Origin of the sequence: Chroococcidiopsis sp. TS-821 (assembly GCF_002939305.1) — a bacterium.
GTDB lineage: Bacteria > Cyanobacteriota > Cyanobacteriia > Cyanobacteriales > Chroococcidiopsidaceae > Chroogloeocystis.
Genome location: NZ_MVDI01000001.1, coordinates 365,593 through 380,423, shown reverse-complemented (window position 1 = coordinate 380,423; position 14,831 = coordinate 365,593). Strand labels below are relative to the sequence as shown.

Genomic DNA, 14,831 nt, shown 5'->3' with positions numbered 1-14,831 from the left:
CTTAAAACTAGCCACTCACCCCTCTCTACTCATCCACATGGGCAAAACGACGATAGAGGAAGTCTAAAGCTTGGTTGCGTAAGTTGTAATATTCGGGGTCTTCCATAATGCGGGCGCGGTTGCGGGGGCGGGGGAATGGAATATTCATAATTTCCCCAATATTTGCCGCAGGACCGTTGGTCATCATCACCAAGCGATCGGCTAAGAACAAGGCTTCATCGATATCGTGCGTAATCATCAGTACGGTGACTTGATGATCGCTCCAAATTTTCAGCAATTCTTCTTGTAATTCCTCGCGAGTAATCGGGTCAAGCGCGCCAAAAGGTTCGTCTAAGACTAAAACTTTCGGACGCAATGCCAAAGCCCGCGCAATTGATACGCGCTGTTTCATCCCGCCGGAGAGTTCTCTGGGTTTTTTATGTGCTGCGTCTGTAAGTCCGACAAGCGCGAGATGTTCGTTAGCGATCGCAACTTTTTCGGCTTTAGGTTTATTTGGATAGACCGAATCAATGCCTAAATACACGTTTTCAAACGCACTCAGCCAAGGTAGCAGCGAATAATTCTGAAATACCACCATGCGATCGGGACCTGGTTCTGTAATTCGCTTGGTTTGCAGTCGCACTTCGCCTTCACTCGGCTTCCGAAATCCCGACACCATATCCAAAAGCGTCGATTTACCACAGCCAGAGTGACCGATTAAACAAATAAATTCCCCTTCATAAACTGTGAGATTAATTCCATCCAACACGGTGTAGGGTCCGGTTGGTGTCGGATAAATTTTAGAAACGTTATCGATCACCAGAAACGGATCGCCGTTGAGAACTTCGGGTTTTCTAGCTGTTGTGGTGTTGAGAGTTTGCATAGGAGATATCGGTAAGGAGGACGGTTCAGAATATTTGTTACACGGCTGCTGGCGTTGCATCAATGACAACTTCTTCAATTCGCACATTGCGCTTGAATTTGAGACTGTTGAGATAGCGAATTGGGTCGTCTGGATTGAACACTGTGCCATCAAAGAAATGAATCGAACCGCGATCGGGTTCTATGTCTAATAAGTCGAGGTCTCTTGCTGCTGCACCGAATAAATCGACACGCTGCACGCGGTCTAAAATTTCGATCCAGTTTTTCGGGAAAGGCGTAATTCCCCAACGAGCCAATTGCGTCATCATCCACAGCCCCTCAACGCGATAAGGACAGTTCGTGCGATCGACGTAAAATTGGTTGTAGCGCAACAGCATTTGAGGTTCCGTACCGTTACCGCGATCGTATTCGTCGATGAATCCAGGGCGGATGTACTCTGGTGCAACGCCGATGTACTGCGGCTGGGCTAATAGCGCGACAATTTCTTCGCGATTGCGGCGATCGTCGCAGTATTCGCACGCTTCGAGCAAGGCTTTAATTAAAGCTAGGTGCGTTTCGGGGTGCTGATTTGCCCAATCTTCGCGAACACCTAAAACTTTCTCGACATGTCCATTCCAGATATCCAAATCTGTCGCGATCGCAAAACCTAAGTTTTCTTTAATCGCGCGAGAATTCCAAGGTTCGCCCACGCAGTAGCCATCAATGTTACCAGCTTTGAGGTTTGAGACCATTTGCGGTGGCGGAATCACCGTTAGACTCACATCTAAGTCGGGGTCGATATCTGCTGAAGAAAGCCAGTAGCGCAGCATTAAGTTGTGCATCGATGCGGGATGCACCATGCCTAAAGTATGAACTTTATCCGGCGTGCGCGCGATCGCCGCTTTAAAATCAGCAAGTGTCCGCACTCCTTCGTCATAAAACCGCTTGCTGAGCGTAATCGAATTACCATTGCGTGCTAAAACTAACCCTGTAATAGTCGGGAGCGGGGCTTTACCACCCATTCCCAAGGTCATAGCTAAGGGCATTCCTGCGGTCATTTGCGCTGCATCGAGGCGACGCGTTGCAACACCTTCGGAAATCGCTTTCCAACTCGGTTCGCGCGATAGAATCACTTCATCTAAACCGTATTTCTCAAAAAAGCCCTTCTCTTTGGCGACTACCAACGGCGCACAATCGGTTAAAGGAATAAAGCCGATTTCGAGATTGACTTTTTCTAAACCGTTGCGGGCGATCGCTACCGCTTGCTGTGCTTTACGCTGTTTCGCGCGTTTTTGCTGATTGAGGAAATAAACAATTTCGTTGCGCAAGCTGTAGTAATTCGGGTGATTCACAACTTCTAAGCGATGGCGCGGACGTGGAAAGGGAACTTCGAGAATTTGCCCGATATGCGATTCGGGTCCATTCGTCAGCATCACAATGCGATCGGATAACAGCAATGCTTCATCGACATCGTGCGTCACCATCACGCACGTCATATGGTTTTCCTCGCAGATCTTCATCAACTGATCTTGCAAGCCACTGCGCGTCAAAGCATCGAGTGCGCCAAACGGTTCGTCGAGTAAGAGTAATTTGGGGCGAATTGAGAGGGCGCGGGCGATCGCCACTCGCTGTTTCATCCCCCCTGAAATTTCCCCTGGGCGTTTATTCGCCGCATGACGCAGCCCGACTAAATCAATATGTTGTTCAACAATGCCGCGGCGTTCGCCTTTTGGTACATTGCTCATTACTTCATCGACGGCTAAAGCAATGTTTTCGCGTACCGTTAGCCAAGGTAGTAACGAGTAATTTTGAAATACGACCATGCGATCGGGACCTGGCTTGGTAACTTGTCGCCCTTCGAGTAATACCCCACCTCGCGCCGGACGATTTAGCCCTGCAATAATGTTCAGTAGCGTAGATTTACCACACCCAGAGTGTCCAATCAACGAGACAAATTCGCCTTGTTGAATTTTCAGTTCAATATTGCGTAGCGCAACATAAGTGCCACCATTCGGTAACACAAATTCTTGATCGACGTGATCGACTTCTACAAATACTTTCATAACTTAATTAATGAGGGGTCAGGGGTTATCTGGGAGCAGAGGGAGCAGAGGGGCAGAGGTTATCTGGGAGCAGAGGGGCAGAGGGGCAGAGGAAGCAGAGGTTATCTGGGAGCAGAGGAAGCAGAGGTTATCTGGGAGCAGAGGGAGCAGAGGTTATCTGGGAGCAGAGGAAGCAGAGGTTATCTGGGAGCAGAGGAAGCAGAGGTTATCTGGGAGCAGAGGGAGCAGAGGGGCAGAGGGGCAGAGGAAGCAGAGGGGAATACTGTTTTCTATCTGTACTCATAATTCATCACTAGCTACTAATAACTAGTCACTCATCCCTCAACACCAGTTGTACGCCACTTCTCTCAACGGGGGGAACCTCCGCACGAGAGTGGCTCCTCAATGGACGACACCTCCGCACGACACTGGTCTTTAAGCCTTTTGCTCTTCTGGAACGACTTTGGAAGCGACAAAAGCCACGAGTCGATCGAGAATTAGACCAACAATACCGACATAAATTAGCGCGAGGATAATTTCACTCAATCGCGAACTGTTGTAAGCATCCCAGATAAAGAAGCCAATTCCTACACCACCTGTGAGCATTTCTGCGGCGACGATCGCCAGCCAAGATAAACCAATCCCAATTCTCAAACCTGTAAAAATATAGGGAACCGCAGACGGAAGTAAGATTTTCCAGAAAAACTTTGGTCCCGATAGACGCAGCACTCTCGCAACGTTGCGATAATCTTGGGGAATTTGTTGCACGCCCACGGTCGTGTTAATGATAATGGGCCAAATTGCTGTAATAAAAATCACGAAAATTGCTGAAGGGTTCGCCTGTTGAAATGCTGCGAGTGACAGCGGTAGCCATGCCAAAGGTGGTACAGTCCGCAACACTTGAAATATAGGGTCAACTGCGCGATAGATAAACGGACTAATGCCAATGAGAATCCCTAACGCAATTCCCACAATCGCCGCTAAGGAAAAGCCGATCGCAACGCGCCCCAAACTAGCGAGAATTTGCAAACCTAAGCCTTTATTTGTTCCACCGTAATCAAAAAACGGGTTGATAATCAAAGGGTCCCATGTTTCTCGAAGTACCGTAATTGGACCTGGTAAATTGGCATCTGGACCTGAAAAAAGTAGCTGCCAAACGATTAAAAAAACAGCGATCGCAATCAGTGGCGGTACGACGTATTTCGTCACAAAAGACATTGTCTTTTGCTGATTTCTACTTCTGGGGGCGCGGCTACCAAGTGTTGTCATCCTCTGTTGTTCTCCTATCCCGTATTCTTAAAACTTTCAAGTTTTCGCGATCGCTTAGACTTTTTTAATCTTCAAGCTATTCAAATACGCTGTTGGATTTTCTGGGTCAAACTGTACGCCATCAAAGAATGTTTCCACACCACGCGAGGTACTCTGCGGAATTTCTGCTGCTGGTACGCCAAGCGCTTGGGCAGCTTCGCGCCACAAATCTTCGCGGTTAACTTGATCGACGAGTGCTTTCGTGTCGGTATCGCCTGGAATATAGCCCCAGCGAATGTTTTCTGTTAAAAACCACAAGTCATGACTCTTGTAAGGATACGAGGCATTATCGCGCCAGAACTTCATTAATAATGAGTCGCTGTAGTCTTCGACGCGACCGTTGCCATAGTCAAATTGACCTTGGAAGCGTCCTAAAATATCTTTTACTGGTACTCCCAACCATTGACGATTCGCGACAATATTTGCCATTTCCTCTTTATTTTCTGGCAAACTACACCACTGCTGTGCTTCTTGCACTGCCATTAAAATAGCTTTCGTTGCTTTGGGATGTTGGTCTACCCAGTCGGCGCGCATCGCTAACGCTTTTTCTGGATGGTCTTTCCACAGTTCGCCTGTGGTGAGTGCGGTGTAGCCAATGCCTTGGGAAACGGTTTGTGCCGGCCAAGGTTCGCCAACACAGAAGGTTTCCATGTTGCCTACGCGCACGTTTTGTACCATTTGCGGTGGTGGTACAACAATCAAGGAAATATCACTGTTAGGATTAATGCCACCCGCAGCTAGCCAGTAACGCATCCACATATCGTGCGTTCCTCCAGGAAATGTAACGGCTGCCCGCAAATCTCTACCTGCCGATTTTTGTTGCGCAAACACTTGTTGCAGTGGCGAACTATCTAGCCCAATTTTCAGGTCTTTGTAATTATTCGATAGTGAAATTGCCTGTCCATTGGTGTTAAGGCGTGCCAAGATGTACATCGGCACGCGATTGCCCTGCGTAATCGTTCCCAACGACATTAAATAGGGCATCGGAGTTAATATATGCGCGCCATCGATGCCACCACCACCAGAACCTAGCACGAGGTTGTCGCGCGTAACTGCCCAGGAAGCTTGCTTCGTGACTTCCACGCCGGTCATGCCGTACTTATCAAACAGACCTTTTTCCTTGGCAATAATTAAAGGCGCAGCGTCTGTTAACGCAATAAATCCTAACCGCGCGGTCGTGACTTCTGGTGCATCAGCAGGGTTGATATTTGCCGCCGGAACAGTACTGCTATTAGTATTTGTCGCGGTGTTGGAGTTACCGTTAGTACAGCCATGCATTAATAGTGAAGCCGCAGTTGCACTACCTGCTGTGAAAATAAATTGCCGTCTCGTAAACTTGGTCATTTTCTTAATTTCAGTTGAATTTTTGCTAATCAAATACGGTTAAATCATTGGCGGTACTCTACCGAGTAACCATCGCTTCTTGCTTGGGCTTTGCGTCGAAATGCTCAATCAGCAAATCTCGCAACACTGGCTGTAAATCTTCACAGGGAATTCCTTTAGTAACACAAGTACCAAGGTGCGCATCTTTACCAACTTTGCCACCCATATAAATATCAACGCCTTCTACTGCTTTGCCGTTTTTACGAACTTTCGTTCCCATCAATCCAATATCTGCAACTTGTGGTTGACCGCAGGAATTCGGACATCCTGTCCAGTGAATGCGCACTGGGCGTGTCAGATGCAGTTCGGCTTCGAGTGCTTTGATCGTGGCTAATGCTCGATTTTTAGTTTCAATCAAAGCGAAGTTGCAAAACTGCGCGCCAGTACACGAAACTAAACCTCTCGTTAACGTATCAGGGCGAGTAGAGAAGCGTTGCAATAATGGTTCGGCTAAAAATGCCTCTAGGCGCGAATCTGGAATGTTGGGAATAATTAAGTTTTGCTCTACCGTGAGCCGAATTTCACCATCACCATAAACTTCAGCAAGTCGAGCAATATCAAACATATCTTGGGCGTAAAGCCGTCCTACTGGAATATGTAGCCCGACATAATTTAAGCCTGGTTGCTTTTGGCGAAAGACACCAATATGGTCGCGTTTTTCCCAATCGATTTCATCTTTCTCCGCAGCAGGTTGCAGTTCTTGACCAAGTTGTTTTTCAACTTCAGCGCGGAATTTATCAATTCCCCACTCATCGATGAGCCACATTAAGCGCGATTTTTGGCGATTTGCCCGCAATCCACAATCGCGAAAGACTTCTAAAACGGCTTTGCAGACAGCTACGACATCTTCAGGCGGTACCCATGCATTCAGCGGAATCGCCGCATCGCAGCGCTTAGCCGAGAAAAAACCACCAACGATAACGTTGAAACCAAATGTACCGTCTTTAAACGCAGGGATAAATGCTAAGTCGTTAATTTCGGCATGAACCGAGTTATCGCGCCCGCCGGTAATCGCAATGTTGAATTTTCGAGGTAAGTTTGTAAACGCAGGATTGCCTTCGCCGTTGTTGGTAATCATGTCTTGTACTTGGCGAACTAAATCGCGCGTATCAAATAACTCATCTTTATCAAGTCCAGCTACCGGATCGCCTGTAATGTTACGTACGTTGTCCATTCCTGACTGCACACTTGTCAATCCAGCGGCGCGAAAGCGGCTGAAAATACCAGGAAAATCTTCAATTCGTATTCCACGTAACTGAATATTTTGTCGGGTAGTGATGTCTGCATTGCCATCATCGCCGTAGCGCTGCACAACTTCACCAAGTACGCGCATTTGATGACTGGTGATGACACCGTTGGGTATGCGCATCCGCATCATGAATTTACCAGGAGTCACAGGGCGAAAGAATAATCCTACCCACTTTAGGCGATGGTCGCGATCGGTTTCGTCCATGGCTTCCCAGCCGATCGCTGCAAAATGGTCTAGTTCGCCTTTGACCGCCAGTCCATCTTTCTCGGCTTTGAATTTCTCGAATTTATTTAGGGTTTCCTTCTTGGCTGCTTCTGTCATAGTGTCCCCTCTTTGCCTATGCGCGCTGGACATGAAAAAAGTAAAATTTTGATACAAAGCGGCTTAGTTTGTTAGGTTATTCGGTCTGAAAACGAAAGTTCGTATAGCTCGTTACGCAGATTTCTAATTAGTACAGAACGATAATTACCTTCTTTGATTTGCAGTTGCGGCTACATCAGAAATATGTGTTTGTTGCAATGTGCTTGACAACATCCAAGTTAAGATCGCATTGCAAGTAGTTTCGTATCTTATGTAACTAAATATTTCAAATTATGAATAAATTGCATTAAAACTATGCGTTTTTTGCAATAAACTCAGTCGCAAGGTGGATGCAAAATATGCATAATTGCAAAAACCACTGCGTTACAAGCTTTAGCAAGCGATTGTCACGCGTGTTTAAGTGAAGTTTTGTGAAGAAAGTGGTAGCAGCGATCGCCAAGAGCAGGTAAAGTATTTTCAGTTTCAGCAACGACTCAGATTGTGCAGAAAAACGAGCAGTTGAGCTTTCTGCAAAGTTAAGTAATTTAGTTGCGATCGCGTTAAGCTATTCCTAATCTGCATACTCAGCAATTGTGAACACAAGTATTCAACTTCAGTTGGAGCAAGCGCAGGTAGCGTTTAATGCAAAAGATTGGTCATTACTCGTGCAATGTTTGCAGCAGCTAATCCCCAGAGAAAAGCGCGCGCAAGATAATGTAAATACGGCACCGGAAGCAGCGCAACTCCTCAATTGGGCAATGGCTGTGCTACTTGCAGGAGATTTTCAACACCGCTGGGATGTAGCAAAATTGATTCCTCGCTTGGGGGTAAGCGCGATCGCCCCACTTGTCGAAATTCTCGAAGAAGACGATGACGAACTGTGTTGGTTTGCTGTGCGGATTTTAGGCGAATTTGACGATCCCCAAGCGATCGCAGCTTTAGTGGAACTCATCGAAACTACCGAAAACGAAGAACTACAAGCCGTCGCCGCGACAGCACTCGGACAAATTGGCAAAAGTGCCATTGCACCACTTACCGAATTATTAGCAGCAGAAGAGACGCGGTTACTTGCAGTGCGATCGCTGGCGTACATCCGGCGATCGGAAACAATTACGCCGTTACTCAGCGTTGTTAGCGATCCCCAACCTCATGTTCGCGCTGTAGCAATTGAAGCTTTGAGTAGTTTTCACGATCCCCAAGTTCCGCCAGTGCTATTAAACGCTTTAGATGATATTGCTGCGCCTGTAAGACGCGAAGCGGTTTTAGGTTTGGGCTTTCGTGCTGACTTATGCACAGAATTAGACCTTGTTGCACGGCTGTTGCCAAAACTTTACGATTTTAATCTTGACGTGTGTCATGCTGCGGCGATCGCACTAGGGCGATTAGGGACAGATGCTGCGGCTAATGGTTTGTATCAAGTACTGCAATCACCCCATACACCAGAGTCGCTTCAAATCGAAATTGTGCGGGCTTTAGGTCGAATCGAATCAAATTGCGCTTTAGAATATCTTGCCTCTTACTTACAGCAGTCGTCATCTGTGCGTGTTTGTCAAGAAGCGATCGCAGTTCTTGGACAAGTTGAACAGCCAAGCAATCAATCAAAAGCAGCAAATATATTAATTGATATGCTACGCTGGCAGCACCCAGTCACTAAATTGGCAAGTATTAAGGGAGCTATTGCCTTATCACTGGGGTATCTGGGCAAATTACAAGCAATAGAGCCGTTAATCAACTTATTAGCGGATTCAGAGCGCGTCGTCAAACTTCATGCGATCGCCGCACTCAAACAACTCGCGCCAGAAGCGCATCAGCAACTACAACAAATGACAACTCGCGATATCGCACCCGAATTAAAAGAAGGAGTGGCGGTCGCGCTAGCTGAATGGTCAAATTAGGAGTAGAGGAAGCAGAGGTGCAGAGGAAGCAGAGGTGCAGAGGAAGCAGAGGTTATCTGGGAGCAGAGGGAGCAGAGGGGCAGAGGGGCAGAGGGGGCAGAGGGGAATACTGTTTGCTATCTATACTCATAATTCATCACTAGCCACTGATAACTAGTCACTCCTCACTTCTTGCTGTATCAATCTCTACGAAAATAGATCGCTAAATCCGCTAAGTTAATGTAAGCCTTAAATGTGATTCAGGCTACATAAAATGCGGCTAGAGCAGTTGCAAGCCTTTTTGGCGATCGCGGAGACGGGTAGTTTTCAACAAGCAGCACGCAAGTGTGGCGTGACTCAATCGACGATTAGTCGTCAAATCCAAGCGTTGGAAGCGGACTTAGGATTATCGCTGTTTCATCGGACAGCTGGTGCGACGCTGACTTTGGGAGGCGAACGCGTACTACCCCGCGCGCGCAAAATTTGTCAAGAGTGGCGGACAATTAAAGAAGAATTAGCAGACTTAGTGGCAGGAAAGCAGCCTGAGTTATGTATCGCGGCGATTCATTCGATATGTTCTAACTGCTTACCTCCGGTTTTACAGCAGTTTTGTCACGACTATCCTGATATTCAGTTACGTGTCACTTCGTTGGGAAGCGATCGCGCGCTGAAAGTTCTCAAAGATGGACTTGTCGATTTGGCAATTGTGATGAATAATCGCTTTTTGACAACAGGCTCGGAAATGGTCGTCGAAGTACTGTACGATGAACCGATTGAAGTTTTAACCGCAGCAAATCATCCCCTCGCGCAGTTCGATAAAGTTCCTTGGTGCGAGTTAGTTCGCTATCCACAAGTTGTCTTTAAGGATGGCTACGGAATGCAGCGTCTTGTACAAGAACGCTTTGAACGTTATGGCGCGACACTGCAAGCTGTTTTAGAAGTAAATACACTCGATGCTTTTCGCGGTGTTGTCCGTCAAGGCGAATTAATTGCATTATTACCGCGTTCTGCATTGGTGGAAGCTAGCCAAGATCCGACACTCGCGGTGCGATCGCTAGCAAATAGTGATTCTTCGACAAGCGTTGAATCGGGTTTAACGCGTCAAGTTGTGATGGTGACAACACAGGATCGCTTGCAAATCCCGCCGATTCGACATTTTTGGCAACTTGTGAAGCAGCTCATCGTTCCGCAATTTGAACAACAGGGAAAACCGCAAGTTGTCAGGAATTTGCAGGTGCGATAGTGCTAGGCTGGAACTCTTGACCCGTCTTTATTATTTTTTGATTGAGCGATCGCAATGAGTAATGCATTTCGGGATTTGCTAAAAAAAGTGGGTAGCGGTAATCATACCAGCGAGAATTTGACGCGCGAGGAAGCCGCAGCTGCAACTCGAATGATTTTACTGCAAGAAGCGACTCCAGCCCAAATCGGGGCGTTTCTGATTGCGCACCGCATTAAGCGCCCTACTGGCGAAGAGTTGGCGGGAATGTTGGATGTATACGACGAACTAGGTCCCAAACTGCAACCGATTGCTACATCACAACGCGTCTTTGTTTTAGGCTTACCTTATGACGGGCGATCGCGTACTGCACCAATTAGCCCCATTACCGCTTTACTCCTTGCTGCTGCGGGACAACCTGTGATTATGCATGGCGGCGATCGCTTACCGACGAAATACGGATTACCACTCGTTGAGATTTGGCAAGGTTTAGGCGTTGATTGGACGCAATCCCTAGAACAAACGCAACAAGTATTCGAGGCGACAGGCTTGGGATTTATTTATCTACCTCAGCATTTTCCCTTGGCTCAACGTTTGTTTGAATACCGCGATCAAATCGGTAAGCGTCCGCCGTTTGCCACAATGGAACTCATCTGGTGTCCGTACGCGGGAGATGCACATATTGTTGCAGGTTATGTTCATCCACCAACCGAAGGGATGTTTCAAACTGCTTTTGCAGTAAGAGGAACTCAGCAATTTACCACAGTCAAAGGATTAGAAGGAAGTTGTGACCTCCCCCGCGATCGCACGGCTATTATTGGTCTATCAACACTCAATCCTGAGGAACCTATCGAACGTTTGCATCTCGTCCCGCGCGATTATGGCTTTACAACTAAAAATGTCCCATTAGAATCAACAACGCAACTATTAAATGCGATGCAATCAGTTTTGCAAGGTGAACCTTCGGAATTGATGCAAACAGCTTTGTGGAACGGTGGTTTTTATCTCTGGCGATGCGGTGTCTGTCCTGATATGCAATCGGGAATCGCCAAAGCTGAAGCTTTACTAAAAAGTGGCGCAGTCACGCAACAACTCCAAAAAATTATCCAGGTTATTGGTTTAGTTACGCGATCGCTTGTACAACAAGCATAAATTTGAAGAGGTCAGAGGCTAGAAATATCATTATCTCTTTTCCTCAAATAGACCGCAGAGGAGATCTGAGGAGAACTTAATTGTAGTTCTTATTTAAAGAAATGCTATGAATACGCAGGTGGACAGGGTTTGTCAAGCCGCGAAAGGAGTCGCTAGGCGTAGTAGACGAATATAATGTGAGGGAATAAACAACAAAGATTTGCAATAGATTTTAAGTTGAGTGAGTGCCTCTAAATGAGCGACTACTCGCCTACCTAGCCAGTGCGAATTTTTGAACATAGAAAACAAAAGCATTTGCAGTATCTTTTGTTTTTCACTACTGGCGTTTCTGATTTCCCTTCAGGATAAAGATTTGTGAATACAAATATAAATTCTCTCTTAAACCCTGCATTTTTTGAGGTTTATTTGAGAATATTTTTAAATAAATCAAGCAAGATAATTTCAAGTAATTCGGGAGAGCGATCGCATGAAAAACCCGAACGATACACGCCACCAAAGTCGCAAAGGGTGGGGGTTTACATTCTTTGGCGGTACAGACAGAAGCTACAAAGAACAAAGTAATATCGCGTCACGCGCGAATCAAACATCATTTCCGTTAACGATGGCAAACGTTGGCGATCGCGTGTGGATTGTCGAACTCAATGGCGAAGATGGATTCGCACGGCGGCTAATGGATATGGGTTTAACGCTTGGATGCGAACTTCAAATCGTCAGTCGTACTAGCAGTGGTTCGGTTGTCGTGGGTATTCAAGATAATCGCATTGGGCTTGGTGCAGAAATGGCACGCCAAGTCATTGTCACAACAATTCCACCAACCAATCGGCGCCAAAACAGCAAAATCAATACCAAGCTACGCAATTTAGCAGTAGGTTGTCGAGGGCGCGTCGTTGGTTATGAGCAAACAGCCCGCGCTTACCGCGAAAAATTGTTAGCGATGGGCTTAACACCAGGATGCGAGTTTACTGTCACTCGTCATGCGCCGCTGGGCGATCCGATCGAAATTGAAGTGCGAGGCTTTCACCTGAGTTTACGTAAAGACGAAGCGGATGCGTTACAGGTTGAGGAGGTGCAATCGTGACAAAGCGGACAATTGCGCTAGCAGGTAATCCCAACTGCGGTAAAACAACGTTATTTAATGCGCTGACTGGTGCGAATCAACGCGTGGGAAATTGGTCTGGAGTGACAGTCGAACGCAAAGAAGGTAGCTATCGCGATCGCGGCTGGAATATTGCGATTGTTGATTTACCAGGCGTTTATTCGCTTGATGCGACAGATACCGAAACCGGACTTGATGAAACGATTGCTCGTAATTATCTGCTTTCTGGCGAAGCCGAACTCATTGTCAATATCGTTGACGCTTCAAACTTAGAGCGAAATCTTTATCTCACCACGCAAATTTTGGAAATGCGGCTACCGATGGTCGTCGCGTTGAATATGATGGATATCGCGCAACAAAACTTACGCATCAAGCCTGAGATTCTCGCACAGCGCCTTGGTTGTCCGGTTGTACCCATCGTCGCGACGCGGGCGGAAGGATTAAAGGAACTGCGCGAGAAGATTTATCAACAACTGCAAAACCCAACTCAACCACACGCGTATGTTGCGTATCCAGCAGTGATTGAAGATGCGATCGCACAACTTATCCCGTTGGTCATGAAACACAGTCACGGTGTCGTCGATCCGCGCTGGAAAGCAATCAAGCTACTCGAATACGAAGATTCAATTGCGCCTGAATTGCGCGGACAAGCGTTATACAAACTCGTTGTCGAAAATCGCCGCAAAATTCATCAAGTGTTGAGTGAAGATATTGATATTCTAGTTGCAGATAGTCGCTACGATTTTGTCCGCCGTTTGATTCAAGAAGCCGTAGAGCGAACGCGACAAGTTAGTAGCACCGTTTCGGATAAAATTGACCGCATAGTTCTCAATCGCTGGCTAGGCATTCCGATTTTTCTGGCGTTGATGTATGTGATGTTCATGCTGACAATCAACGTTGGTAGTGCCTTTGTTGATTTCTTCGACATTTTCACAGGAACGATTCTTGTTGACGGCTTTGGTGAGTGGCTAACGCAAATCGGTAGCCCTGCGTGGTTAAACGTTTTACTAGCGCAAGGTGTTGGGGGAGGAATCCAAACTGTCGCTACTTTTATTCCAATTATTGGATTGCTATTTTTGTGTCTGTCAATTTTGGAAGATTCTGGCTATATGGCGCGGGCGGCGTTTGTGATGGATCGCTTTATGCGCTTTGTCGGGCTTCCTGGAAAATCGTTTGTACCGATGTTAGTCGGATTCGGTTGTAATGTTCCCGCAATTATGGCAACGCGTACGTTAGAAAATCGCCGCGATCGCCTCCTCACCATCATGATGAATCCGTTTATGTCTTGCGGCGCGCGTTTACCTGTTTATGCACTATTTGCCGCTGCATTCTTTCCGGTTGGCGGTCAAAATGTGGTGTTTGGTTTATACCTAATTGGCATTGCTATGGCAGTGTTTACAGGTTTAGTGCTGAAAAATACGCTACTGAAAGGCGAAGTATCTCCATTCATTATGGAGTTACCTCCTTATCACGTACCGCAATTTAAGGGCGTGCTGTTGCGTACCTGGGATCGCCTCAAAGCATTTATGTTGCGTGCTGGTAAGGTGATTGTATTGATGGTCATGGTATTGAGCTTATTAAACTCAGTCGGTACAGATGGCTCGTTTGGGAATGAAGATAGCGAACAATCTGTTCTTAGTTCGATAAGTCGCTCAATTACTCCTGTCTTTGCCCCTATGGGTATCGATCGAGATAACTGGGCAGCTACGGTAGGCATTTTTACAGGTGTCTTTGCCAAAGAGGCGGTAGTAGGTACCCTAGACTCGCTTTACGGTCAACTCGCGCCAGCAACCGACGTGACAGAAGAAGCCTTCGACTTTTGGGGTGGGATTCGCGAAGCATTTGCCAGCATTCCTGCCAACTTAGCAGAACTCCCGAATAGCTTACTCGACCCGCTAGGAATATCAATCGGGGATGTTAGTTCGGTTAATGCTGCTGCGCAGGAGCAAGAAGTTACTACAGGAACGTTTGGCGAAATGGCAAGACGCTTTGATGGCAAAGTTGGCGCGTTTGCTTACCTACTATTTGTACTTCTGTACTTTCCCTGTGTCGCCGCAACCGGTGCAATCTTTCGCGAAACGAATTTAGGTTGGACAGTATTTGCCGCCGCGTGGACAACTGGGCTTGCCTACTGGGTGGCAGTTATGTTTTATCAAATAGCGACCTTGACGCGCCATCCTAGCACTTCCATCGCCTGGATTACGGGGTTAGCAATTGCTATGGCGATCGCCCTTGCGAGTTTGAAACTGGTAAAACCTAGGAAAGTTAGACAGTTTCACATTAAGGCTGATGCAAATAGGTAGCTTCAGGAGCAGAGGAGAAACTATTCAAAGTTTCCCACACGTGGAAGATTTGGGGCTGATTAGTA

The 14,831-nt window shown here is 46.9% G+C and carries 11 protein-coding genes; 6 read left to right on the top strand and 5 right to left on the bottom strand.

Features of this window, described 5'->3' with window-relative positions; translation table 11 throughout:
• Positions 1–25: 25 nt before the first annotated feature.
• The gene (locus B1A85_RS01820; protein ID WP_104545218.1) at positions 26–862 is read right to left on the bottom strand and encodes a nitrate ABC transporter ATP-binding protein; all 837 of its coding nucleotides are present in this window, start codon (positions 860–862) and stop codon (positions 26–28) included.
• A gap of 37 nt (positions 863–899) precedes the next feature.
• Positions 900–2,903: a nitrate ABC transporter ATP-binding protein gene (locus B1A85_RS01815; protein WP_104545217.1), complete on the bottom strand. Its 2,004-nt coding sequence runs from the start codon at positions 2,901–2,903 to the stop codon at positions 900–902.
• Between B1A85_RS01815 and B1A85_RS01810 the strand changes: the two genes are divergently transcribed.
• Positions 2,868–3,188, top strand: coding sequence for a hypothetical protein (locus B1A85_RS01810; RefSeq protein ID WP_146087124.1), 321 nt, complete (start codon positions 2,868–2,870; stop codon positions 3,186–3,188). The genes B1A85_RS01815 and B1A85_RS01810 overlap by 36 nt on opposite strands.
• Before the next feature lie 129 nt (positions 3,189–3,317).
• Here B1A85_RS01810 and ntrB read toward each other — a convergent pair whose 3' ends face one another.
• From ntrB to B1A85_RS01795, 3 genes are read right to left on the bottom strand one after another with little or no spacing between them, the layout of a single operon-like run.
• Positions 3,318–4,151 (bottom strand): nitrate ABC transporter permease, encoded by an 834-nt coding sequence (gene ntrB / locus B1A85_RS01805; protein ID WP_104545215.1) that lies wholly within the window; start codon positions 4,149–4,151, stop codon positions 3,318–3,320.
• A 54-nt stretch (positions 4,152–4,205) separates the two neighbouring features.
• The gene (locus tag B1A85_RS01800) at positions 4,206–5,534 is read right to left on the bottom strand and encodes a CmpA/NrtA family ABC transporter substrate-binding protein (protein ID WP_104545214.1); all 1,329 of its coding nucleotides are present in this window, start codon (positions 5,532–5,534) and stop codon (positions 4,206–4,208) included.
• 58 nt (positions 5,535–5,592) lie between these two features.
• Positions 5,593–7,143 (bottom strand): ferredoxin--nitrite reductase, encoded by a 1,551-nt coding sequence (locus B1A85_RS01795; RefSeq protein ID WP_104545213.1) that lies wholly within the window; start codon positions 7,141–7,143, stop codon positions 5,593–5,595.
• A 572-nt stretch (positions 7,144–7,715) separates the two neighbouring features.
• On the opposite strand from B1A85_RS01795, the gene B1A85_RS01790 reads away from it, so the two are divergent.
• From B1A85_RS01790 to feoB, 5 genes are all read left to right on the top strand, one after another.
• Positions 7,716–9,017, top strand: a complete 1,302-nt coding sequence (locus B1A85_RS01790) for a HEAT repeat domain-containing protein (RefSeq protein WP_210404128.1) — start codon at positions 7,716–7,718, stop codon at positions 9,015–9,017.
• A 253-nt stretch (positions 9,018–9,270) separates the two neighbouring features.
• Positions 9,271–10,239, top strand: a complete 969-nt coding sequence (locus B1A85_RS01785) for a LysR family transcriptional regulator (RefSeq protein WP_104545211.1) — start codon at positions 9,271–9,273, stop codon at positions 10,237–10,239.
• 54 nt (positions 10,240–10,293) lie between these two features.
• Positions 10,294–11,367, top strand: a complete 1,074-nt coding sequence (locus B1A85_RS01780; RefSeq protein ID WP_104545210.1) for an anthranilate phosphoribosyltransferase family protein — start codon at positions 10,294–10,296, stop codon at positions 11,365–11,367.
• Positions 11,368–11,833: 466 nt separating this feature from the next.
• On the top strand, positions 11,834–12,445 hold the full coding sequence (locus tag B1A85_RS01775) for a FeoA family protein (RefSeq protein ID WP_104545209.1): 612 nt from the start codon (positions 11,834–11,836) through the stop codon (positions 12,443–12,445).
• A complete protein-coding gene (feoB, locus tag B1A85_RS01770; protein ID WP_104545208.1) occupies positions 12,442–14,766 on the top strand; it encodes a Fe(2+) transporter permease subunit FeoB in 2,325 nt (774 codons plus the stop codon). Before B1A85_RS01775 ends, feoB begins: the two co-directional genes overlap by 4 nt.
• The last annotated feature ends 65 nt before the right edge of the window (positions 14,767–14,831 follow it).